The organism is Pseudomonas sp. PGPPP4, from assembly GCF_002256045.1.
Classification (GTDB): Bacteria; Pseudomonadota; Gammaproteobacteria; order Pseudomonadales; family Pseudomonadaceae; genus Chryseomonas; species Chryseomonas oryzihabitans.
Genome location: NZ_NKID01000008.1, coordinates 199,959 through 222,754, shown reverse-complemented (window position 1 = coordinate 222,754; position 22,796 = coordinate 199,959). Strand labels below are relative to the sequence as shown.

Here is a 22,796-nt window from a genome sequence, read left to right as displayed (position 1 = left end):
ATGGTTTCCCGCTGACCCAGCCCTCCTGATCGCGTTTCCTGTACCAGCCACTCCTCTGCCTGGTACCGCCCATGCCCATCGTCCCTCGTCCCGTCTTAGCAGGCCTGAATGCCCATCTGCTGAGCTTTGCCCTGGCCACCTGCTGCATCCCCTTCGCCACAGCGGATGTGCTGGCAATCTCCAACACCGCTCACCCCCTCATCAATAGCGCCAGCGCCCGGGTTGTGCTCTTGGATGCCCCGGAGCGCTTTGAGCAGCAGCTCTCCGAAGGCCTGCCGGCGGATCCACGCCAGGCCGTAGCCATCATGCAGCAGCGGATGCGTTCGGCCACTGCGCAGCAGCTGGGGCGGGACCTAGCCAGGGCGCACCAGGACGTGGCCGATGCCTGGAGCTTAGGCGTGGCCAAGCTGCCGGCCGTCGTGGTGGATCGCCAGTATGTGGTCTATGGCCAGCCTGACGTGGCGGCCGCCGTGGCCAGCATTGAGCGCTACCGGAGCAGTGGACGATGAGTCGACATGTGCAGCGTCTACGGCGCCTTGCCCTGGCGATCCCGCTGGCCACCAGCCTGCAGGCCACTGCGGCCGTCACCACCGCGACCATTGTGTCGTCCTCGCTCTCGCCCGACTGCCTCGAATACAAGGTGGTCGGCATCTGCTACTGGCTGTTCTGCACCCCTTACGGCTGCAAGGTGAAGACCTCGGCCAAGGTACGGCACTTCGTGCCCGATGCAGTGGTGTCCAGCTACGCCAATACAGGCGAAAACCCCTGGACGGAGATGGCCTCTTTCAGCCCCGTCAGCAGTGTCGCCGCCGGCGGCAATGACCCCGGCGATAGCGCGACCCAGGCGAATGCCACCGTCAGCGCTCGGTTCAAGAATGCCGACGTTATTGGCCATCCGGGTGGGTACGCCTTCAGTCAGTTCGCCAGCGGATCCGGTTATACCTGCAAGGGCGCCGGTACCGCCTTTATGCCCTACCTGCTGAGCAACTACGACTACCTGGCCTGGCGGTACGGCATCCCCGAAGCCGTCTATCCGGAGGCTCTCGTCCCAGGCAAGCGTGAAGTCGGCGGCACCTTGTCCGGGGACCTGTGGGGCAACGTCTATCCGCGCAGCGGCTTCCTGCATCAGCCTGACGACTACAAGGCCGCGGCGGTCATGGCCCAGCGCGCCGGCGACGTGGTTACGCGCTCTGGCCAGATCCACGTCTACCAGTCGCTGTTGGCCCAGCCAGAAGACGGCTACTGGCCCGCTGGCGAGCTGCTCGAGGGCGATGCCACCACCGGCAAGTGGCAGGAGCTCACGCCCACGGTAAGCCAGAGCTGCGCTGCCTTTCCCAACCCGGGCCCTCACGTCCAAGACGCCGTGGGCGCCTATGCCTGGGCGCTCTGGCGCCCCTACAGCTGCTGCAAGCGTGAAGGCCAGGTCTTCCTGGGCAGCACCGACTTTCAATGATCAGGGAGCCGTCGATCATGAACACCTATCGCCTCACCCTGCTGGCCAGCACCTGCTTGGCCGGCCTTCTTCTCAGCAGCGCTGTCCAGGCAGCCGAGCCCTACCGTGTGCAGTCCCAGGGTAGCGTCATCGGTGACGACGTGCTCTACAGCATCGGCGGCGGCAATGCCGTGTCGATGGGCAGCGTCGGCAACATGGACAGCATCCAGATTGGCGGTGGCTGGAATACCAACCTGATCTGCGGAAACATGAGCCTCACCAACACCCTGCAGAACCAACTCAACGGCGCCACTCAAGGCTTCCAGACCATCATGAGCTCGGTGCTGCAGAACGCCACCGGCGCCGTTGCTTCCCTGCCCGGCCTGATCCTGCAGCGCGCCAACCCGGGCCTGTACAACCTCATCACCAACGGCATTGGCCAGGCGCGCCTGGACTTCGATCGCTCGAAGGGCACCTGCCGCGCGATCGCCGACAAGATGCTCGATGTCGCCGGCGGCCAGGTCGGCTGGAACAAGCTTGCCGAGGGTGAGGCGATGAAGTCGGCCGCTGCCGGCACCACCGATGCGGTCGCCGCGATCAACCAGGTCGAGCAGAAGAGCGGAAATGAGGGCGTGACCTGGGTCGGCGGAAGCAAAGCTGGGGGCAGTGGCCAGCAGCCCATCAAGGTGGTCAGCGACGTCACCAAGGCCGGTTACAACCTGCTGAGCGGCCGCGCGCCCACCGCCACCGGCTCGATCCCGGCCAGCAGCTGCAACGGTGGCCTCGTCTGCAGCACTTGGTCGTCGCCGCAGGAGGCCGCGACCTTTGCCACCCGGGTACTCGGCGAGCAACAGCAGCAGACCTGCGATAACTGCCAGAAGACCGTGACCCAGGCCGGAGTGGGGCTCACCCCGTTGATTCAGGAGACCTATGACACCAAGCTCAAGGCGGTGAATGCGCTGATCGCCGGCACCCAGCCGATGACGGCTGAAAACCTGGCCGCTGCCGGCAGCAACTCCATCCCGATCACCCGCGGCATCATCGAATCGCTGCGTACCGAGCAAGACCAGGACGTGCTGGCCAAGCGGCTCGTGTCGGAGGTGTCCCTGGCCGATGTCATCGAGAAGGCGCTGTCGCTGGTCCGCACCCTGGCCGCTGGTCGCCAGGAGCCCAACGTCGCGGCCAACCAGGTCGCCCAGACGCAGGTCGACCAGAACGCCGCCAACCTGCAGGCCGAGATCCAGAACCTCAAGACCGAGCTGGACATGCGCCGGGAGCTGGCCGGCAATTCGCCGACCACCATCCTGCAGCGCGCGGCGCTGCGCAAGGATGCTTCCAGGACCATCTTCCAGGGCGACCCCATGCCGAACCGGCTGGATCGCGTCGAAAACCCGGTCAAGAAGGGCGAATGATCATGAGCAACGTTCCTTCGAATAGTCGTCCGCAGATCGACCGTAAGCGGAAGCCAAACCCGGTATTACGCTTCGCCAGGGGCGGCTTGAAGGGCTTCGCATGGGTAGCAGTGATCTTGCTCACCACGGTGCTGCTGGCGCTGGCCTGTAGCCTGCTGATCCAACAGCTGTTTGGCGACATTGCAGGTTACCAGCACTGGGCAGAGACCCACCGGAGTGGCCTGCAGATCTGGAGATTGGTCGTGTATGCAGCCCTGGCAGCCTGCTGGTGGCCACTCCACCAGCGGTTGCGAAAGCTGCCAGGGGGTGCCGGGCGCCTGGCCCGGTGTGGGTGGTTGGCGATCGCCGTCATTGCGCTCTACGAACTGCAACTCCACCTGTAGCGCTACGCAGAGAAAGACACCCATGGTCCTCTACACGAACGACTACCTTGAGTATTACCTCACCCTGGTGGGGTGGCTGATCAATGGCGCCATCTGGGATCTGATTGGGAGCACCGGCCTGTTCGCAGCACCCTTTGCTGCCATCGTCATCCAGGAATGGTTGCGCGCCCGCGGCGAAGGCCAAGACGAGGGTAACAAGGGGGCGCTGAGCCTGGCGCGGATCGAAAACCGATTCTATGTCGCCATCTTCGTCATCATGCTTGGGCTCATGCCCTTGCCGAACTCGGTGCTGAGTTTCTCCACCCTTGAGTACGATAAGACTCGCTCCAAGCAGTGTCAGGTCGACGTGCTGAAGCCATCCGAGACGGGATGGGGCACCAGCTTCAGCACCCTCAATGGCAAGAGCGCCCGGATTCCCATCTGGTGGGCAGTGGTACATGCCCTCTCGAAGGGCTTTACCGCGGGTGCGGTCGCTGGCATTCCATGCGGATTGGATCTGCAACAGCTACGCATAGAGGTGAACGCTACCCGGATTGGCAACCCGCTGCTGGCCCAGGAGGTCGCGGACTTCACAAATGACTGCTACGCCCAGGCGCGAGCCAAGCTGTTCATGACGCAGCCAAACCTGTCCGCGTCGCAGTTCGAAGATGTCAGCTGGATTGGCTCGAAGTTCTTTCTGAGTACCAGCGGCTACTACAGCGATGGTGCTTCAGGCTTTCGCTCCCATACCCCGCGCAAGGCCTGGCCCTATGACACGACGCGGGATGCGGGACTGGCCGAGACCACCGGGGGCGGCGGCTACCCAACCTGCTCGCAGTGGTGGTCTGACGGCACAATCGGATTGCGTGCGCGGCTGCTGGCGGCGGTGGAACCCAACCTGATCACCCAGCTCGCCAAGTGGGCGAAACTGATGAACCAGCAGGAGGTAGAGGACCAGGTGATCCGCGACCTGGTATCGCCCCGCAAGCAGGTGCTGACCCAAGGGCAGGTCTATGGAGACTACGGCGGGCAGGTAGGCGGCAGCATCGGCAGCAGCATCTCGCGAGTCACGGCTACTGCAGGTCAGGCGGTAGGCTCCATCGCAATGTATCCAGCCATCGACAGTGTGCGGCAGGCAGCGCCGATGGTCCTGGCCTTCCTGAAGATGGCCTTCATCATCTGCATCCCCATCGTACTGGTGCTGGGTACCTATGACTTGAAGGTTGCCATGACGCTGACCTTCGCCCAGTTCGCGCTGATCTTTGTCGACTTCTGGCTGCAGCTGGCCCGCTGGGTCGACAGCACGATCCTCGACGCCCTATACGGCAACATCATGGGTGCCTCACCCCACCTGAACTTCAACATCATGATGGGCATGAACAACGCCCAGGGCGACCTGCTGCTGGACTTCGTAATGGGCACGATGTTCTTGGTGCTGCCGGCGTTTTGGATAACAGCCATGAGTTGGGCGGGGGTGAAGGTAGGAGATTTGGTTATGGGGCTGGCGAAGGGAACCGAACCTGCAAGATCAGCAGGCCAGACTGGCGGGGAGGTTGTGACGAAGGCTGTAGGTGCAAAATAGGGCTGAACTAAAGGGAACCGATTTCACGGATAGTCTTGAAATCGGCTTCCTCACAATCGCCACTCATCTCTGCTACCGGACGAATCTAGAGGGTGCCCAAAGACATCACGACCGTATGGAGCATCCACATCGGTATCACCCGTGCTCAACGAGCCATTGGATGCCAGCCATAGGTAGCTCAGCGCGAGCATCAACGGTACAAAGAGATAGAGGGAATAGACTGCGGCAGCAGCCAATACAGCCCCACGCACAGACCATTTCAGGACCTTGGTGATGCCGGCCGAAACCCCGACCGCAGACAAACCGTTCCAAATAGCCGCCTCAGCCCGAACGAGCACACGGCTCGTATCCAGCTTCCCGAGGTGGGTCCAGTCTTCGGTTGATCCCGGTTTGCGCGTGGTCATGGCTACTGCCTCATTCCATGGAGAGCGATGGCTCTATGACGGCACTTATACGCCGCAATCGGTGACACCACAAGAGGCATGGCATAAACTGCCATGGACCCTCATCGTCTCCCATGGAGCAGTCATGCCTACCCGAAATATCCTCATCCCTGACCCGCTTTCAGACGAGATAGATCGCCTGGTCGATAGCGGTCGCTACCAGAACGCCAGCGAGGTGGTACGCAACGGTCTCCGCCTGCTGATCCAGCAAGAGGACATGGTCTCGGCCAAGATCGAGGCGCTGCGCAACACTACGGGCATAGGGATCCAGCAACTAGAGCATGGAATTTTTGACGAGGTGCCTGCCGAGGATCTGGAGCAGTACCTGGAAGGCTTGTCGGTTGAAGACAGTCGCATAGGCCACTGAACCGATGAATTACCGTATCTCCGCCGAGGCCCGACAGGACTTGGCCGACATCTTGGTGTACTCCGCTCAGCAATTCGGCACAGCGGCCCGGAAGCGCTACCAGAGCTTGCTCGTAGGCAGCTTCAATCTCATTGCAACCGATCCCTACGGGCCTGTGAGTCGTGCCCGCGATGAGCTACACGAGGGGCTGCGTAGCCTCCACCTTGCCCATGCCCAAAGGGGTATCCCATCCGAGCAGCGCGTCGGCCAGCCTCGTCATGTGGTGTTCTACCGGATCGCGGCTGACGACGTCATCGAGATAGTGCGGCTGCTGCACGACCTAATGGAGCCCAAGGGACATCTGACCAGCCCTCAGTAACCGAAAGGGCCAAATGGGCTGGAGCAAAGGAGGGAATGGAAGGGGCTTTAAGGGTAAAAGCCCTACCTGAAAGGGCTCCGCCGTTGGTGAAATGACCCCCGAAAGTTGGACGCTGCCTTGAAGGCGTACCATGCCCAAGTACTCTCTAGCGTTCAAATTGAAGATCGTCGCTCAGTACCAAAAGGGCGATTGCAGCTACGGCCACCTCGCTAGGGCGCATGACGTCAGCGTGGTGCAGGTAAAAGGATGGATTGGCGCCTATGCCAATCACGGAAAAGCGGCTCTACAAACGCGTTATCGTTATCACAGTATCGATTTCAAGATCGAGGTGGTGCGACAGATCGTCGAAGGCCTATCAATCCGACGGGCTAGTGAGCGATTTAATCTCAATCGCTCCCAAATGCAGCGCTGGGTCAATGCGTGGCAGAGGTATGGTATCGAGGGGTTGGCCAGCAAACGCAGAGGTGATTCCTTGCCCCTTCTTCCCGTTCCAGATCCATCCGCTTTCAAGCCCCACATCGCAAACCCAGTCCGAGAGCTGGAAAAGCAGGTTGCCTATCTGCAGGTCAAAAACGCCTTTCTGCGCAAAGCCATGAGCTTGGGTCTCAAGGACAGTGACCTGGACAATCAGCAGAAAGCACTTATCGTGCAGGAGTTGCGGTCACGATATCCACTTGATGCGCTTCTTCAGGGAGCATGTCTTCCTCGAAGCAGCTTCTACTACCACCTCAAGGTCACTCGCCAACCAGACAAACAAGGTGCCCGCAAAGAGAGCATCCGGACGATGTTCACGCATCATCGGGGTCGCTATGGCTATCGCCGCATCACGCAGGCGCTACGCAATCAGGGGCAGCAGATCAATCACAAGGCCGTACAGCGGCTGATGGGCGAAATGTCGTTAAAGTGCACGCTGCGACGCCGTCGCTATCGTCCATTCACAGGGCCTGAGTCCTGCGTGGCGCCTAACCTGTTGGACCGCCGCTTTACCGCACCGCAGCCCAATCAGCGGTGGGCGACTGACATAACCGAGTTTCGTGTCAATCAAAACCGGCTATACCTGTCACCGATTCTTGACCTCTTCAATAAGGAAATTGTGGCTTTCGAGATAAGTGAGCGCCCATCGTTCGAGATGGTCTTACGTATGTTGAAAGACGGATTGAAGACCCTTCGGTCTCATGAGAAACCGCTCATCCATTCCGATCAAGGCTGGCACTATCAATACCCTGCCTACCAACAGCTGATCCGTCAGCATGGACTGACTCAGAGTATGTCAAGGCGAGCCAATTGCCTCGACAATGCGGCAATGGAAAGCTTTTTTGCAGTACTAAAATCTGAGCTTTTCCACTGCAACAGGTTCTCAAGCGTAGAGGAGCTGGCAGTAGCAATTCGGGCCTATATCGACTACTACAATAAGGAGCGAATCAAATTGGCACTGGGTGGGCGCAGTCCAGCTGAATATCGTCTGGCAATAGCGAAAGCTGTGAATACCTGTGACGAATAGGACGTTTGCCTCATAGCTACCGCAGAGTCGATCGGTTTCTAGACCCTCGGCGTTTGAGGAGTGCAGGCATGCTCCGGGTCTCAATAAGCAGTGGCAGGCATGTCGGCTTCAAGAACGAGCCATCTTCAAAGTCATCTGCTGCGCTGCTATGATCCGCTAAGGAGATGGCATTCCTCCTCAAACCGCCTCGTGCTGATGATGCCTACGTAACCCCTTGGCAGGGTGCGTAGGTGCGCCCTGTCTTTTTCGAGGACAGCGCTATGCACCGACCATATCCCTCCCCGGCCCCTAGTCTTCCATTCCCCTTGGGAGACGTTCCATGCTGAAGCCGCTCATAGCCATCGCACTCGGTGCGACCTTGGGTGCCTGGCTCCGTTGGATACTGGGCTTGAAGCTAAATGCCTGGTTCCCGTCGCTCCCGCCTGGGACGGTCGTTGCGAATCTTGTAGGTGGCTACATCATCGGCATGGCCGTAGCCATCTTCGCTGCTTGGCCCGGGATTGCGCCTGAATGGCGTCTGTTTCTGATTACCGGATTTTGCGGCGGCTTAACCACCTTCTCGACGTTTTCTGCTGAGACACTGATGCTAATCCAGCAAGGAAGGCTGCTCATGGCGCTGACCGCAATCAGCGTTCATGTCGTGGGGTCCCTGTGCATGACAGCCCTGGGTATTTTGACCATCAACCTGCTTCACCCACGCTAGAGGCAATCGCATGAACGACTATCTCGTTACGTTCTATACCGAACAAAATCGTCGCCATGAACATCAGCAGATTGGAGATTGGCTTCTGGATCTTGCTAAAGAGCTTCACCTAAGTGGCGCAACGTTGTCAGTGGCGGCTGAAGGCTTCGGCCAAGATGGAAAACGCCACTCCGCCCATTTTTTTGAGCTTGCCGATCAGCCCATCCAGGTGACGATGGCGCTGACTCAAATTCAACACGACATGCTGTTTCAACGCCTCGAGTCGGAAGACTTGGCACTGTTCTACATCAAGACGCCTGCCGAGATTGGCACGGTAGGACGCCACCGCCCTTCCCAAGAGACAGAGTCACCCTCGTCCTGAGCTGACGCACCTTTGAATCGGTTAAGGCGGCCGCGGTAACCAACGGCATCAAGGGATGGCTTTCACTGAGCCCCATTTGCGGACTCATCAGCTCACTCGTCGTAGAGAGTGGGCTGATGGTCCTGGCTTGGTAGCGTTGCTCAACGAGGCGCTACCTAACCGACCTCATTTGCGTGGTTGCAGATGAGCAATGCAAGGCGAGACGAACAGCGTCCCACGGTAGGCACCGGCCAGGGTGCGTCCCGCGACCACCGCCCACAGAGCAGTCAAGGCGACGACTAAAAAGGCGCCGAAGACGGTAAAGAAGACTGATCCAAGCGTGCTTCCCAGACGTAGCGTCGTGACGGCATAGACGCCCAATGGAAAAGTAAAGCCCCACCATCCCAGGTTGAAAGGGATGCCGTGGCGCGCGTACTTCAACGTGATCAGTATGGCAAGGCTCATCCACCACAAGCCGAGTCCCCACAGTAGGATCCCGCCAATTACGCCTAGCCCCTGCGCGACGGCGCCAATTCCGGCCATACCGTGCGCAGCGAAGATAACCGGTGCGTCGCTGCCCATCACGAGCAGACCCAACGCACCCGTGCCGATGGGGCCCAGCGATAACCAGCTCGATGCAGCCATGTTCTCGTGAGGCAGCTTGTGCAGCGCCATCCGCAATAGCAGGATCACGAGGACACTTAGGGCGACAGGTACCGAATAAGCCCAAAGCACATAGCTGGTCACCAGTACGGTAAATTGGTGCCCGCTATCGGCAAGGTGCGGCGCCAACAGCCCGCCACTGGCGGCAGCCACTTCGGCGGCCACCACGGGTAGCAACCATACCGCCGTCATTTGATCGATGCTGTGCTGCTGACGGGTGAACATCAGGTACGGAATCGCTACTCCGCACACCAGTGCCATGGCCGCATCAACCCACCAGAGTCCAGTGGCAATCGTGACAGCCACCTCACCCCATCGTGGCAGCCCGAAGATCAGCATCCCGTTGATGATTGTTGCCAACCCCATTGGAATGGTGCCGAAGAACATAGATACGGTGGAGTGCGCGAAAATTTGCTTGGCTTCGTTGTAGAACAAGATCCAGCGAGCGGCATACAAGCTGCTGAATAGAACGAAAAGCAAGATATTGAACAGCCACAGTCCTTCGGCGATCGGACGCAAGCCAGGTACCGACACGGGAAAGCTTGCTAAGGCAATAGCCAAAATACCGGTGCCCATCGTTGCCGCAAACCAGTTGGGAGTGAACTGGCGAACGACTTCGAGCGGCTGCTTGAGCTGGCTGAGCGGCTTGCCGCCGGTGCGCAGGGCTATAGCATCTTTTAAGGTCATGAGGTGAGCTCCGCTGAGGAATGCAATCAGTCTAGCTCGGCTCTATTATCCGCAAAATTGAATATAATTTAAAAAGTAATCTACCGGGCAGATAAGCAGCCCCTGTTGTCCGCAGGGACTGCTCCACAATCAAGGCTTGGCGACGTGCCAGACTTGATTGACGCCTTCACCGGTCGTTTCACCAGGCTTGCTGTCCTTTACCCAGGTATAGAGTGGCTGCCCCTTATAGGCCCATTGCTGACTACCATCGTCACGCTGCACTACGGTATAGCCGTCACCGCTCTTGGCCCCCGCAGGTGCCATCAGCGGCGGCCAGTTCTTGGCGCATGGGCCGTTGCATGCGGACTTACCCTCGCTGTCCTTGGTGAAGGTGTAAAGCGTCATACCCTTCTCATCCACAAGCACCTTACCTAAGGTGGTATCGCCAACCTTGGCGGGCGTGGCCGCCAAGGCCAGCCCTGTCATGGAGAAAATGGCAGTGGCAATCAACACTTGTCTGAGCATGCTGGACCTCGGTGGTTATTGGTTATTGGTTATTGGTATTTCGATTGGGGCACTTGCACTTGCACTTGCACTTGCACTTGCACGGGAGCACCTGGCGCATCGGCTGCACCAGGTGCGATGACGAGGTAGCGCTGTTCATCCGCCTGGGACTGCTGAACCAGTTGGCGTATCGGTCCTACCGCATTCACGATAGCTGCGCCGGCGGGATTGGTTTGAAAAGCGGCGAGAGACTCAAGAGCGCCGCTACCGTCTGCATGACGAGCCAACGCTAGTACGTAGGGCTGCTTGGCCACCAGGCCCGTAACCGAGGCCTGCAGGACCTGAGTCAAACCCTGGTCGAAAAGTGTCACCTGAGTGGTATGACGCTGGTGCTCACCCGGCGGAGCCAGGGCGATCTGAATACTCTTGGCGGCGCTCCTTAGAGGCTTGAGATTTGCCAGCCCAGCGCCCTGGGTAGCGGCGTTGGGAACGTAGACCAAAGCCTGAGGCGCCTGCCCCACTGGCACAGTGGTTTCAACGCTATTGGTCAGCGTATTGATGACGGCCACACTGTCAGCATTCTCTAGTCCTACGTACAGCCGGGTGCCATCTCCTGACGGCCAGAGACCGTGGGGCAAAGCGCCAACAGGAATGCTGGCGACTTGGCTGAAGTCATCGGTTCGGAAGACCTTGACTCGATTTTCCCCACCTACCGTTACATAGGCGAAGCTTCCGTGAGCATTGCGAACCAAGTTGACGTGATTAGTGATCGCGCCCGTATCAAGCGTCTTAATCAAGCCGAACGGCGGTTTGGCTGCGAATACCTGGGTCTTACCGACATCTTTTAGGGTGAACCAAACCTGTTGGCCATCTGCAGACGCAGCGATGTTGGGGCAGAAAGGACTCGCCTGAGCGACGCGGCCAACAATTCGATGCTCGGCAACCGAAACCACTACGGTTTCCGGAGTGAACGAGGAGCAGACGTAGCCATAGCGGCCATCAGGGGAGAAAATTTGCATGCCAGGGCCTGGCGGTACACCAATTCGCGTCTTCTCTTTGAAAGTCACCGGGTCGATCACGGCGATATAGTCCTCGCCCCGTACCGTGACCCAAAGCTCTTTACCGTCAGGGGTGAAAAAGGCTTCATGAGGCGCGCGACCCAGATAGGTTTTACCCTTCACCTGGTTGTTGGCAGTGTCGATGAAAGACACGGAGTTCGAGCCTATCGCTACGACGGCTAAGGTTCGCCCATCTGGCGAAAACCCTAAGCCATGCACCAGTAGCTCCCCCTTGTACAGAGGGCTCAGGTTCTTGGGTTGGCTGTCGCCCAGGGTGATGACGCCGAGCAATTTTTTCGTGCTGGGATCAATAACCGATACCGTGTTGGAAAACTGCTCCGCCGTATACACACGGTCTTGGGCGCTAATCGCGATGTCGGATTGTGCGGCAGCACGCGGAACTTGACCGGCTGAAGCGGTGCAGGAGATTACCAACAACGCAGCGGCGAGCGGGGTAAGCGACAATCGAGGCATAAGGATTACCGAGTGGGAGAGGCGGGCAATTCAGAAAGCGCCTGCTGCATGACGGCGATTTCTTGTTGTTGGGTAACAATGATCTCTTGGGCCAGACGGCGTAGGCGTTCGTTACGGCCATACCGCAATTGGATCCGCGCCATATCGATCGCACCCTGGTGATGTGCCGTCATCTGGGTCACAAAGTCGCGGTCTACGTCGCCACTGCTGGGCATGTGCATCGCGGCCATCATCTGATCCATGGCCTGGCGGTTGTCGGCCTTCGCCATGGCGGCACTGCTATCAGGTTCGGCCCAGGCAATGGGAAGCACGAGCACCAGAAGGGGGACTGCCAACAACGGGTGCTTGACTGAAAACACGTGGCGCTCCAGCAGATTGGTGAGTTTCCAGTGAAGACGTCTGTACGGTCTGGGTTATTCCATACCTACAAAAATAAAATTTGTGGGGAATAAAAGGTCAGCTCAAGCGTCTGTCAGCGATACCAGGGGAACGTCCATGCTTGATGACGCCACGCTTTCTCAGCTGCTACCGTCTCTGCGTCGCTTCGCAAGATCCCTTACTCGTCACGAAGCCAGCGCCGATGACTTGGTCCAGAGTTGTCTAGAACGGGCGCTTACGCATGGGAACACGCGCTATCCCGACGGTGATGTGCGAGCCTGGCTGTTTACCATCCTGTACCGCCAATTCGTTGATAGCCGACGTCGTGAGCGTCGCTACGGTCGTCTGCTGGAGTGGCTAGGATTCCAAGAGGTCTTGGTTGAGCCTTCGGCTGAGACGGTCTATCTGAATCAAGAAGCATTGACGAATCTTGAGCAACTCAGTGATGAACAGCGCGCCCTGCTGCTGTTGGTCGCGGTGGAAGGCATGAGCTATCGCGATGTTTCACAGGCGCTTGGCATTCCACTTGGAACCGTCATGTCTCGTTTGGCGCGGGCACGCGCGGCCTTGAGACAGATTCACGAAAGTCCTTCAGTTACCGCCGCTCTGCGAGTATTGAAATGATGTATCAACCTCCTACTCCTGAAGAGTTGATGGCTTATGCCGACAATCAGTTGGATGCGCTGCGGCACGAGGAGGTGATGCGCTATCTTGCAACCCATCCGGAAGATGCTGCACAGGTAGCTGATATCCGCGAGCAGAATCGTCGGCTACGGCTGATTTTTTCTCCCGTGCTTGAGCCTTTACCGACACACCTTATGCCAGCAGTCGTGCGACACCGGATAGTCGCCAGACGTAAAAGGCGTATGACCTATCTCGCTTCGCTAGTGCTGACTTTAGGCCTGGGTAGCGGCTTAGGGTGGCAGGCACGGGAATCGATGCTGCGGCGGGCGCACGTTCCAATGGCGGATGCCGTGGAGGCTTATCGACTATTTGCGAGCGCCGAAGGGAGGCCGCCAGTCGATGTAACCGGCCAGGACGGTGCGATTCAGCATTGGCTTGAAAAGACATTTGTGCAGGCGCCCGCCCTCCCTAACCTGGAGCGCTTCGGCTTGATCCCAGTGGGTGGTCGTCTCATGGCCACGGACACCGGCGCCGCCGCGATGGTGCTCTACCGCGACACGAAAGGGCGCCAAGTGATCTTCTATGTGCGGCATCCCAACAGCCAGCGCGACGTTGGTCAGGGTTCTCGTAGGGAAAGTGATGTCACGGCTGACTACTGGTCAGGACAGGGCTATAACTTCGCGTTAGTAAGTCCTAGCGAAGCATCGTTTGATACCTTGCGTGAGGCGATCTCGCAGAGGCCACCTCTCTAGTTCCCGTTCAGACCAGTGCTCGTTGCTGGAAATCAACCCTGTCCAACATTTGGGGGTCATTTCATGGCTGCGAAGAGCAAAGGGTCCCCAGGCTCCCGGCCATAGTAGCCATCCGCCGCCCCAACCTCCTGAGCCGTGATAGCGGTTTACCATTGTCCGACCGATCCTACTGATCGACAACGCAGGCCCAAGAACCACCAAGGGCATGCCATGTTCGATCTCTTTTTCAGGAAGAAAACTCCAGCCTCAGCGCCTTCGGGCCCCCGCAAACAAGGCTTCACAATGCCGTCTGCAGGCAAGGACCTACTGGCCCTCCCCCGCCGGCAGAAGCTCATCGAGAACATCTGGCAGCGAACGTCGCTGTCGCGCGAGCAATTCGCCTCGCTCTACCGCGACCCCCTCGAACGCTACGCCGACCTGGTCCAGCAGCTTCCAGCTTCGGAAAACCACCACCATGCCTATCCCGGGGGCCTGCTAGACCACGGGCTGGAGATCGTCGCCTACGCACTGAAGATCCGGCAGAACTACCTCCTCCCCATCGGCGCACCGCCTGAGTCACAAGCAGCCCAGGCCGAAGCGTGGTCAGCAGCGGTAGCCTACGGCGCCCTCCTCCACGACTTGGGCAAGATCGCCGTCGACATCGAGGTCGTTCTCGAAGACGGCAAGCCATGGCACCCCTGGCACGGTCGCATTCAGAAGCCCTACCGCTTCAGGTACGTCAAAGGTCGCGACTACCAGCTTCATGGCGCTGCCTCAGCACTCGTCTATTTCCAGGTGCTGCCGCCCCACGTGCTGGACTGGCTCAGTGGCTACCGCGAGCTATGGTCATCGCTGATCTTCGTCTTGGCCGGGCAATACCAGCATGCCGGCGTACTGGGCGAGATGATCATCCAGGCTGACCAAGCGAGTGTCGCCCAGGAGCTCGGCGCCAACCCGCAACGTGCGATGGAGGCCCCCAAGAATACGATCCAGCGTCAACTGGCAGATGGGTTGCGCACCCTGGTCATTGAGAAGTTCAAGCTGAACCAGCCAGATGGGCCCTCGGACGGGTGGCTGACTCAGGATGCGCTATGGCTCGTCAGCAAGCCTGCCTCAGACCAGCTGCGGGCACTGATGCTCTCCCAAGGCGTTGAAGGTATCCCAACGTCGAACGCCCCATTCTTCAACCTGATCCAGGACCAGGCCATCATCCAGGTCAACGCTCAGGACAAGGCTATCTGGAAGGCAACAATCGACACCGGCCACGGCTGGAAGAACACCTTCACTTTACTCAAGGTTTCCCCCGCGTTGATTTGGCCAGATCCCGCAGATCGACCATCTCCATTTACTGGCATTTTCAAACTCGAGCAGCCGGAAGACACCGAGCTAGATCAGGAGCGGCCTGCACCTGCGAGCGATATCACTACGCCATCATTCCCGATACCACAAAGCGTGACGCATGTCACATCTTCACAAGATGTGTCCTCATCCGAAACACTGCCGCCGCCCGCATTCCAGACCGGTTTGGACCCCATGGACGAGACCCTTGCACTAGCAGATGAGCTTTTTGGTGAAGCTGCTTCATATTCAGAAATTTCGACTTCTCAGCTGCTCCCTGACGTCACCGGAAACAACTCCACTGATTGCATCGCCGAGCACCTATCTAAAGAGGCATTTTCGGCCAAGGACACAGCTGATCTCGGCCAAGCTTTCATAGCTTGGGCGCGGCAGGGCGTGCTTTCACACACGCTGGTGATCAACGATGCCAAAGCAATGATCCACACAGTGGATGGCACTGCGTTTCTCGTCAGCCCCGGATTATTCAAGCGCTATGCCTTGGAGCATCCTCACCTTCAGAGGGAAGCCGAGGCGAGAGGGATTGAAACCTGGCAGCTAGTTCAACGCGGATTTGAAAAACTCAAAACTAACCGCAAGACACCGGACAATCTCAATATATGGACATGCGAGGTAATCGGCCCGCGAAAATCCAAACTGCTCAAAGGCTATCTTTTGAATGACCCTGGCGCCATCTTCACGCATCCGCCATTCGATAATACTAGCCTTCGATTGCAGAATATGGGAGCTAGCGAAAGTTGAATATTATCGATATCGCTAGCGAATACAATGACACTCACGACCTCAGACCAGCGACTAGAACTATATATCTAGCAGCTGCTCGTGCATTAACCCGGAGATTCGGCGATGACGTGGAACTCGAAAAGCTACATCATCGAGATGTTCTGATCTGGCGCAAGGAGGCCTTGGATTCAGGCTTAGCCAAGCGCAGCTGGAACACGTACGCGAGTCATCTTAAAACGCTTTTCGGATACGCCATTTCTCAAGACCTATTGACGCTCCGTAAAAACCCCTTCACTGACACCTCTGTAGTTCCACCTAGAAAGCGGAAAAAAACTGTACCTCACGAGGCCATTACTCAGGGCCGCAACCAGCTTATCAGGCTACAAGAGATCGAACGGGTATCAGGCGAGCGTAGCAGCATAACCCCAGCTTGGTTCTGGCTATCTGTCTACGAAACCTTTCACTACACCGGAATTCGCCTGAACTCTTTATTGAGTATACAGAGACGAGACATCTGCCTAAGACGTAGAACTATTAATGTTCGAAGCGAAGGAGACAAGACTCACAAAGAATTCCTCCTACCCATTCCTGGACCTCTTTATGAGTACATAGACCGCGTTGTAGCGTGGGCAGACTCTCTGAATTTCAAAGCCACGGACCAGCTATTTAACGTCAATAGGTTCTCCTCGCATTACAGACGAGAAACTATGGATATTAATCAGATTGAGGCAATGTATAGAAAGCTGACGGCGATAGTTGGGACTCGGATGACTCCCCATCGGTTCAGGCACACCCTGGCGTCCGACCTAATGCGACAAGCGGATCGCAACATTCACGTAGCGAAGGCCCTGCTGAACCACTCAAGCATCGCTACCACGATGGAATACATCGAGACGGATCCACACCAGATGCGACATGTCCTTGAAGAACGTGCCGATAAGGTACCGAGGAACCTGATCGCTCGAGTGGATTACAGCGCGCGGCAACACCAGGAACAGCGACTGGATCCGCCTACGCCGCCCCCCTCCCTACCCTTTCAGCAACCGGGGAGTATCTCCGGACCCTCTACGCCGGAAGCGTTCGATCAGCTCGCAGAATGGATCAGCAATGGAGCGAGACCGCTTACAGCGGTAGGAAGGCGTGGATAGCTACACAGCGGAGCTGACGTACGAATTTGCGCCAAGGCCGTGCGGCGCAAGGCTCAGGGCGCCTGCTGATTCAGTTTGACATCATCAAACCGCAGGGCTAGATTCCGTCGCAGACGGCTGCTTGTTTCGGCTGCGAGGACGCAAAAACCCTCCATTGCGGAGGGTTTCTGGTGAAGATGGTGGGTCGTGTGGGATTCGAACCTACGACCAATTGGTTAAAAGCCAACTGCTCTACCGACTGAGCTAACGACCCGTTAGTGGGCGCCATTCTAGCGATTTTCTCAGGAGAATCAACACCCTAGATGAAATTTTTTACTGGTAGCGCGTAGGGTCGGAAATTCCCGCCGCCTTGAAGCCTTCGGCGCGCAGGCGGCAGCTGTCGCAGCGACCGCAAGCCTGGCCTTCATCGTCGGCCTGGTAGCACGAGACGGTCAGGGCATAGTCGACGCCCAGCTGGCTGCCAGCCTGGACGATCTGCGCCTTGGAAAGGAACTGCAGCGGGGCCTCGATCTTGAAGGTATCCCCTTCCACACCGGCCTTGGTGGCGAGATTGGCCAGGCGCTCGAAGGCTTCGACGAACTCCGGCCGGCAATCCGGATAGCCGGAGTAGTCCACCGCATTCACCCCGATGAAGAGATGACGGGCACCGAGCACCTCGGCCCAGCCCAAGGCCAGGGACAGGAACACGGTATTGCGTGCCGGTACGTAGGTGACCGGGATGCCCTCGCCCGGGGTCTCCGGGACGGCGATGTTTGGGTCGGTGAGCGCCGAGCCACCGATGCCATTGAGATCCAGGCCGATCACCTTGTGCTCGACGACGCCCAGCTGGCGCGCCACGCGTTCGGCGGCTTGCAGCTCGGCGCGATGGCGCTGGCCGTAGTCGAAGCTCATGGTGTAGCAGGCGAAGCCCTGGGCCTTGGCCATGGCGACGATGGTGGCGGAATCCAGGCCGCCGGAAAGAAGGATGACCGCTTTAGGCTGACTCATGCTCAGTGTCCCGGTTCGTCGTTCCAGAGAATCTTGTGCAGCTGCAGCTGGAAGCGCACCGGCAGGTTGTCCGCCACGATCCACTCCGCCAGCTCACGCGGCACCACCTGGCCATGGCTGGGCGAGAACAGCACCTCGCCCGCCCGTTGCTCCAGGCGATACTCGATCAGCTTGGAGACGGCCCAGTCATAGTCCTCGCGGGAGCAGATGACGAACTTGACCTGATCGTTGGGCGTCAGGTGGTCGAGGTTGGCGTACAGGTTGCGCCCCACCTCCCCCGAGCCCGGCGTCTTGAGGTCGACGACCTTGCTGACACGCCCGTCCACGCCACTGACATCCAGGGCGCCACTGGTTTCCAGCGACACCTCGTAGCCGGCGTCGCACAGCTGCTCGAGCAGCTTGAGGCAGTTGGGCTGGGCCAGCGGCTCGCCGCCGGTCACGCAGATGTGCCGCGGCCGGTAGCTCGCAACCTGCTCCAGGATGGCATCGAGGTGATGGATCTCGCCGCCGGTGAAGGCATAGGCCGTGTCGCAATAGTGGCAGCGCAGCGGGCAGCCGGTGAGCCGGACGAAGACGGTAGGAAGACCGGCGGTGCGGGCTTCACCCTGGAGCGAATAGAAAATCTCGGTAAGACGTAGGGTATCTTTTTGCATGGAAGCCACGGGCGTGACGGCTACACAGGCCATCCGCCTCCGTTGCGGTAGATAGAAGAAAAAAGCCTGCGCTAGGGCAGGCTTTTCAGATCCCGCTGCGCCAGTTGCGCAGCGGAGGTTCCGGGATATTGGCTGATGACCTGCTGGTACATGCCCTTGGCCCGATCGGTGCGGCCGAGCTTCTGCTCGACGCCACCCAGTTTGTACAGCGAATCCGGCACCTTGTTGCTGGTGGGATAGGCCTGACTGACCTTGGCGAAGGCCTGGCCAGCAGCCTGCAGATCGCCCTTGGCCAGATTCACTTCACCCAGCCAGTACTGGGCATTGCCCGCATACTGGCTGTTGGGATATTTGCGCAGGAAGGCATTGAATGCCTGGCTGGCCTTGTCGAAATCCTTGGCCTTGATCAGATCGAAGGCAGCGTCGTAGTACAGCTTTTCCTTCGCCGGATCGCCCGGTTCATTGCTGGCGGCCGGTGCGCCTGCGGAAGCAGGCGGCGTCGGCGCATTGTTGGCCGCGATGGCGCCACCCTGGGCGGCACCGGCAGCGGATCCGCCGCCCGCATTGGCAGGCGCGGAAGAAAGCTGGGAAATACGGCCATCCAGATCCTGGTAACGATCCAATCCTTCCTGTTTGAGCTGGCGGATCTCGTTTTCCTGAACCTCGACCTGGCCACGCAGGCGCGCGATATCATCCTGCATCTGTTGCAACTGCATGAACAGTTGACCCATGCCGGAAACGGGAGCCCCGTTTCCGGCACTGGCCGCGCCTGCGTTGCCATAGCCTTGCCCAGCGGACTGGGCAACGCCATAACTACCATCCTGTACGGGAACCTGAGCCCCGGCGACAACCGGTACACCAAGGGTCAGGGCGATCAAGAACTGCAGGCGCTTGGACATCGTTTATTACTTCTTCAGCTCGACGCGACGGTTCTGAGCCCAGGAAGCTTCGTCGTGACCGACGGCAACCGGACGCTCTTTACCGTAGGAAACCAGCTCCAGCTGAGCCGGGGACACGCCCTGCAGCACCAGGTAGCGCTGAACGGCCTTGGCACGACGCTCGCCCAGAGCCAGGTTGTACTCGCGGGTACCGCGTTCGTCGGTGTTGCCTTCCAGAACGACGCGCTGGCCACTGGCCTTCAGGTCACGAGCGTGAACGTCCAGAGCGCGCATGGCTTCCGGCTTCAGGTCGGAGCTGTCGTACTCGAAGTAGAAGGTGGTGATGGCGCGCAGAGCGGCTTCGTCGCCCATGCTGCCGTCGACGGCACCCGAGTTGGCACCGTAGCCAGCGTTCGGGTCGACAGCACCGGCGCCAGCGCCAGCACCAGCGCCTTCACCGGAGGCGTCGCCGCCCTTGGAGGAACAGCCCACGGCCACGGCCATGGCCAGAGCCAGTGCAGCGAACTTGCCGAATTTCAGCATTTCCATCATGTAACTCCTAAAAGAACCGCAATGTTGGTGTAACTAAGGACTTTTCTAATTAGCCGTCAGTTCAGGTAAGGAGACCAGGAAGGCTCGCGCACGTCACCCTGGGCGGTGGGAATAGGAATCCGGACGCGACCATTGATGGAGACAAGCATCAGGACGCCTCGGTCCTGCTGGCGGGTGGCGTAGATTAGCATGGTGCCATTGGGCGCAACAGTGGGCGAATCATTGAGGCTGGTGTTGGAAAGTACCCGCACAGAGCCGCGTTGGAGGTCTTGCGCAGCGATCTGGAAGTTGGTGAAACCTTCCTGGCGATGCACCATGACCAGCGTCTTTTCATCCGCCGAAAGTTTCGGGTTGGCATTGTAGTTACCGACGAAAGTCACGCGCTCAGCACCCCCGCCATTGGCGTTGGTCTTGTAGATCTGCGGCTTGCCGGAACGATCGGAGGTGAAATAGATGGTCTGGCCATCCTTGCCCCAGAAGGGCTCGGTATCGATGGCCGAGTCATTCGTCACACGACGAATGGCACGCGAACCAAGGTCCATCACGTAGATCTCGGGGTTGCCGTCCTTGGACAGCACGAAGGCCAGGCGATTGCCATCGGGCGAAAACGCCGGCGCGCCATTCAGGCCTTCGAAGTTGGTCAGCTGCTCGCGGCGACCGGTGTCGATGTACTGCATGAAGATGCGCGGGCGCTGCTGCTCGAAGGAGACATAGGCGATGCGCTTGCCATCCGGTGCGAAACGCGGCGACAGGATCGGCTCGCGCGACTGCAGCAGGGTAACGGCACGGGCACCGTCATAGTCGGCGCGCTGCAGGGTGTAACGGGTGTTGGTGGCGGAGAAGCGCTCGGCGGTCACATAGAGGATGCGCGTCGAGAAGGCACCCTTCACACCGGTCAGCTTTTCATAGGCCTGGTCGGAGATGAAGTGGGCCATGTCGCGCAGCTGATCGGTGCCGCCGCCGACATTGCCGGTGAGGACCTGCTGTTCGGTGGAAACGTTGAACAGGGCGTAGTTGATCTGCAGCCGACCGCCATTGGGCACGATGTTGCCCACCAGCACGTAGTTGGCACCCAGGGCCTTCCAGTCACGGAAGATGACCTCACTGGCCTGGCTCGGCTGGCTCAGCATGTTCTGTCGCGGAATCGGCGAGAACACCCCGGAATTGCGCAGGTCGTCGCTGACGATGTTGGCCAGGTCTTCCGGCAGTGGCTGACCACCCTGCCACCCGAAGGGCACGACGGCGATCGGGATGGCGCGATCACTACCGCTGGAAATCACCAGCGGATCGGCCGCCTGGGCGGAGCCCACCACCAGGACCAGGCCCAGCAGGATGTAACGGATCAGGGTGTTCACAGACTCAGGTCCTCCGGTTTGAAGATCATGCGGCGCTGACGGTACAGCTGATCGAAGGTCTTGCGATCCAGCTGCTGCAGCTCACGGATACGACCGACGTTACGCACGGCCGATACCGCTGAATTATCGAATTCCTTGTTGCCACTGGAGCGGGTCACCGTCGCGCTGGTGATGGTGCCGTCCGGCAGCATGTTGATCTGCACCTCGACGCTCATGCCGTTGCGCGCGGACTGCGGACGCGTCCACTGCTCGCTGACCAGCCGCACGATCAGGTCATCGAAACTCGATGCCACCTCGTCGCCCTGCTCTTCAGCCAGTGCCTGTTGTCGCTGGGTATCATCGGACAACAATTCGGCCAGGGCCTGCGCCTTCTTGTCTTCCGCCGCCTTGCGCGCAGCCGCCTGAGCAGCCTTCTTCTTGGCGTCGTCCGCCGCTTTCTTCTTGGCGGCCTCCGCAGCAGCCTCTTTCTTGGCCGCCTCGGCAGCAGCCTTCTGCTTGGCTTCTTCGGCCGACTTCTGCTTGGCTGCCTCTGCCGCAGCCTTCTTCGCTGCTTCCTCGGCCGCTTTCTGCTTGGCCGCTTCGTCAGCCTTCTTCTTGGCGATGTCCGCCTGCTTCTTCTGCTCGGCGGCCTGCTTGGCTTCCGCAGCCGCCTTGGCGGCCTCGGACTGTTTCTCGGCCTCAGCCTTGGCTTCGGCGGCCTTGGCCGCCGCTTCCGCTTGCTGCGCCTTTCGAGCGTCGTCGGCTTTCTTTTGTTCCGCGGCCTGTTGCTGGGCTTCCTTCTGTTGCTGAGCCGCCTTGGCCGCCGCCGCTTCACGCTGGGCTTCCTGTTGCTGACGACGCTGCTCCAGTTGTTCCTGCTCGTACTGCTTGGCCGCGGTCTTCTTCGCCTCCCCCGCCAGTTTCTGCTCGGTCTGCACCTGCGCCGAACTCTTGGATTTGAGCTGGACCAGGGTCGCCTGGACGACCGGACGCGACTGGGGCAATTCAGGGGTAAAGGCGAAGCTGACAAACAGCAGGCCGAAGATCAGCACATGCAGGGCGACTGCCCAGATGACCGGCCAGAAATAACTTTCGGACGACGAACGCTCGCGGTGTCGCATCAAGGCGCCTCGGTAATCAACCCGACGTTGGGGACGCCGGCCTGTTGCAAGGCACCCATGGCGCCGGCGACGACGCCATAGTTGGCGGCCTTGTCACCGCGGATGAACACCTGGGTGTCCGCACGCTGACGCATGATGGCACCGACCTGCTGACTCAGTTGCGGCAGGGACACCGCGGTGGAAGACTTGGCCTTCTGATCGGTATCCACTTCGGAACCGACGTTCCAGTAGTAGGTACCGTCGGCTTTCACCGAGACGGTGAGGATCTGCTTGTCGTTGTCCTGCGGCAGGGCCTGGCTGTCGACCTTGGGCAGGTCGACCTTGACGCCCTGGTTGAGCATGGGCGCCGTCACCATGAAGATGACGAGGAGCACCAACATCACGTCGATGTAAGGCACCACGTTCATCTCGGCGACGGGCTTGCGTTTCTGGCGGCGAGGGACCAT

The 22,796-nt window shown here is 59.3% G+C and carries 26 protein-coding genes, 1 tRNA gene and 1 riboswitch; of the genes, 14 read left to right on the top strand and 13 right to left on the bottom strand.

What is annotated here, in order from left to right; genetic code table 11:
• The first annotated feature begins 71 nt into the window (after positions 1-71).
• From CFE50_RS15990 to CFE50_RS15970, 5 genes are read left to right on the top strand one after another with little or no spacing between them, the layout of a single operon-like run.
• Positions 72-509 carry a TIGR03757 family integrating conjugative element protein gene (locus CFE50_RS15990; protein ID WP_286734871.1) on the top strand — a complete coding sequence of 146 codons (438 nt, stop codon included), beginning with the start codon at positions 72-74 and terminating at the stop codon, positions 507-509.
• On the top strand, positions 506-1,453 hold the full coding sequence (locus tag CFE50_RS15985) for a TIGR03756 family integrating conjugative element protein (RefSeq protein WP_286734869.1): 948 nt from the start codon (positions 506-508) through the stop codon (positions 1,451-1,453). The genes CFE50_RS15990 and CFE50_RS15985 overlap by 4 nt, the downstream gene beginning before the upstream one ends.
• 17 nt (positions 1,454-1,470) lie before the next feature.
• Positions 1,471-2,844 (top strand): integrating conjugative element protein, encoded by a 1,374-nt coding sequence (locus tag CFE50_RS15980; protein ID WP_286734867.1) that lies wholly within the window; start codon positions 1,471-1,473, stop codon positions 2,842-2,844.
• Positions 2,841-3,227 (top strand): hypothetical protein, encoded by a 387-nt coding sequence (locus CFE50_RS15975; RefSeq protein WP_286734866.1) that lies wholly within the window; start codon positions 2,841-2,843, stop codon positions 3,225-3,227. Before CFE50_RS15980 ends, CFE50_RS15975 begins: the two co-directional genes overlap by 4 nt.
• A gap of 22 nt (positions 3,228-3,249) precedes the next feature.
• Positions 3,250-4,788 carry a conjugal transfer protein TraG N-terminal domain-containing protein gene (locus CFE50_RS15970; protein ID WP_286734864.1) on the top strand — a complete coding sequence of 513 codons (1,539 nt, stop codon included), beginning with the start codon at positions 3,250-3,252 and terminating at the stop codon, positions 4,786-4,788.
• Positions 4,789-4,838: 50 nt separating this feature from the next.
• On the opposite strand, the gene CFE50_RS15965 is transcribed toward CFE50_RS15970, so the two are convergent.
• Positions 4,839-5,192 carry a DUF3742 family protein gene (locus CFE50_RS15965; protein WP_286734862.1) on the bottom strand — a complete coding sequence of 118 codons (354 nt, stop codon included), beginning with the start codon at positions 5,190-5,192 and terminating at the stop codon, positions 4,839-4,841.
• Positions 5,193-5,316: 124 nt separating this feature from the next.
• Here CFE50_RS15965 and CFE50_RS15960 point away from each other — a divergent pair, with 124 nt between their 5' ends.
• The 5 genes from CFE50_RS15960 (at position 5,317) to CFE50_RS15940 (ending at position 8,521) form a co-directional block, all read left to right on the top strand.
• Positions 5,317-5,598, top strand: a complete 282-nt coding sequence (locus CFE50_RS15960) for a type II toxin-antitoxin system ParD family antitoxin (protein ID WP_286734861.1) — start codon at positions 5,317-5,319, stop codon at positions 5,596-5,598.
• A 4-nt stretch (positions 5,599-5,602) separates the two neighbouring features.
• Positions 5,603-5,956 (top strand): type II toxin-antitoxin system RelE/ParE family toxin, encoded by a 354-nt coding sequence (locus tag CFE50_RS15955; RefSeq protein WP_286734859.1) that lies wholly within the window; start codon positions 5,603-5,605, stop codon positions 5,954-5,956.
• A 130-nt stretch (positions 5,957-6,086) separates the two neighbouring features.
• On the top strand, positions 6,087-7,457 hold the full coding sequence (locus CFE50_RS15950; protein ID WP_081323637.1) for an IS3 family transposase: 1,371 nt from the start codon (positions 6,087-6,089) through the stop codon (positions 7,455-7,457).
• Between the two features lie 151 nt (positions 7,458-7,608).
• Positions 7,609-7,669: riboswitch (Fluoride riboswitch) on the top strand.
• Between the two features lie 107 nt (positions 7,670-7,776).
• Positions 7,777-8,160, top strand: a complete 384-nt coding sequence (crcB, locus tag CFE50_RS15945; RefSeq protein WP_027597932.1) for a fluoride efflux transporter CrcB — start codon at positions 7,777-7,779, stop codon at positions 8,158-8,160.
• 10 nt (positions 8,161-8,170) lie between these two features.
• Positions 8,171-8,521, top strand: coding sequence for a DUF190 domain-containing protein (locus tag CFE50_RS15940; protein ID WP_058764375.1), 351 nt, complete (start codon positions 8,171-8,173; stop codon positions 8,519-8,521).
• Positions 8,522-8,686: 165 nt separating this feature from the next.
• On the opposite strand, the gene CFE50_RS15935 is transcribed toward CFE50_RS15940, so the two are convergent.
• The 4 genes from CFE50_RS15935 to copM all read right to left on the bottom strand — a co-directional run bounded on the left by CFE50_RS15935 (position 8,687) and on the right by copM (position 12,224).
• On the bottom strand, positions 8,687-9,850 hold the full coding sequence (locus tag CFE50_RS15935; RefSeq protein WP_286734854.1) for a TDT family transporter: 1,164 nt from the start codon (positions 9,848-9,850) through the stop codon (positions 8,687-8,689).
• A 129-nt stretch (positions 9,851-9,979) separates the two neighbouring features.
• Positions 9,980-10,354, bottom strand: a complete 375-nt coding sequence (locus tag CFE50_RS15930) for a COG4315 family predicted lipoprotein (protein ID WP_058793837.1) — start codon at positions 10,352-10,354, stop codon at positions 9,980-9,982.
• A gap of 29 nt (positions 10,355-10,383) precedes the next feature.
• A complete protein-coding gene (locus tag CFE50_RS15925) occupies positions 10,384-11,865 on the bottom strand; it encodes a YncE family protein (protein ID WP_286734851.1) in 1,482 nt (493 codons plus the stop codon).
• Between the two features lie 5 nt (positions 11,866-11,870).
• The gene (gene copM / locus CFE50_RS15920) at positions 11,871-12,224 is read right to left on the bottom strand and encodes a CopM family metallochaperone (RefSeq protein WP_242871025.1); all 354 of its coding nucleotides are present in this window, start codon (positions 12,222-12,224) and stop codon (positions 11,871-11,873) included.
• Positions 12,225-12,360: 136 nt separating this feature from the next.
• Here copM and CFE50_RS15915 point away from each other — a divergent pair, with 136 nt between their 5' ends.
• From CFE50_RS15915 to CFE50_RS22655, 4 genes are all read left to right on the top strand, one after another.
• On the top strand, positions 12,361-12,867 hold the full coding sequence (locus CFE50_RS15915) for a sigma-70 family RNA polymerase sigma factor (RefSeq protein WP_081323636.1): 507 nt from the start codon (positions 12,361-12,363) through the stop codon (positions 12,865-12,867).
• Positions 12,864-13,619: an anti-sigma factor family protein gene (locus CFE50_RS15910; RefSeq protein ID WP_153005851.1), complete on the top strand. Its 756-nt coding sequence runs from the start codon at positions 12,864-12,866 to the stop codon at positions 13,617-13,619. The genes CFE50_RS15915 and CFE50_RS15910 overlap by 4 nt, the downstream gene beginning before the upstream one ends.
• Positions 13,620-13,829: 210 nt before the next feature.
• Entirely contained in the window at positions 13,830-15,695 is a 1,866-nt protein-coding gene (gene mobH / locus CFE50_RS15905; protein ID WP_286734845.1) for a MobH family relaxase, read from the top strand.
• Between the two features lie 110 nt (positions 15,696-15,805).
• Positions 15,806-16,825: a site-specific integrase gene (locus CFE50_RS22655; protein ID WP_353744006.1), complete on the top strand. Its 1,020-nt coding sequence runs from the start codon at positions 15,806-15,808 to the stop codon at positions 16,823-16,825.
• A gap of 177 nt (positions 16,826-17,002) precedes the next feature.
• Here the strand turns inward: CFE50_RS22655 and CFE50_RS15900 are convergent.
• From CFE50_RS15900 to tolR, 8 genes are all read right to left on the bottom strand, one after another.
• Positions 17,003-17,078 (bottom strand) — tRNA-Lys (locus CFE50_RS15900).
• A gap of 59 nt (positions 17,079-17,137) precedes the next feature.
• On the bottom strand, positions 17,138-17,812 hold the full coding sequence (queC, locus tag CFE50_RS15895) for a 7-cyano-7-deazaguanine synthase QueC (RefSeq protein WP_027601711.1): 675 nt from the start codon (positions 17,810-17,812) through the stop codon (positions 17,138-17,140).
• A gap of 2 nt (positions 17,813-17,814) precedes the next feature.
• Entirely contained in the window at positions 17,815-18,465 is a 651-nt protein-coding gene (gene queE, locus CFE50_RS15890) for a 7-carboxy-7-deazaguanine synthase QueE (protein ID WP_039975761.1), read from the bottom strand.
• A gap of 71 nt (positions 18,466-18,536) precedes the next feature.
• A complete protein-coding gene (ybgF, locus tag CFE50_RS15885) occupies positions 18,537-19,364 on the bottom strand; it encodes a tol-pal system protein YbgF (protein ID WP_286734842.1) in 828 nt (275 codons plus the stop codon).
• Between the two features lie 6 nt (positions 19,365-19,370).
• Complete coding sequence (gene pal, locus CFE50_RS15880; protein WP_007160328.1) at positions 19,371-19,892, bottom strand: peptidoglycan-associated lipoprotein Pal; 522 nt, start codon at positions 19,890-19,892, stop codon at positions 19,371-19,373.
• A 59-nt stretch (positions 19,893-19,951) separates the two neighbouring features.
• Entirely contained in the window at positions 19,952-21,250 is a 1,299-nt protein-coding gene (gene tolB / locus CFE50_RS15875; RefSeq protein WP_027597944.1) for a Tol-Pal system beta propeller repeat protein TolB, read from the bottom strand.
• Complete coding sequence (gene tolA / locus CFE50_RS15870) at positions 21,247-22,350, bottom strand: cell envelope integrity protein TolA (RefSeq protein WP_037006956.1); 1,104 nt, start codon at positions 22,348-22,350, stop codon at positions 21,247-21,249. The genes tolB and tolA overlap by 4 nt, the downstream gene beginning before the upstream one ends.
• Complete coding sequence (gene tolR / locus CFE50_RS15865; protein ID WP_007160331.1) at positions 22,350-22,796, bottom strand: protein TolR; 447 nt, start codon at positions 22,794-22,796, stop codon at positions 22,350-22,352. Before tolR ends, tolA begins: the two co-directional genes overlap by 1 nt.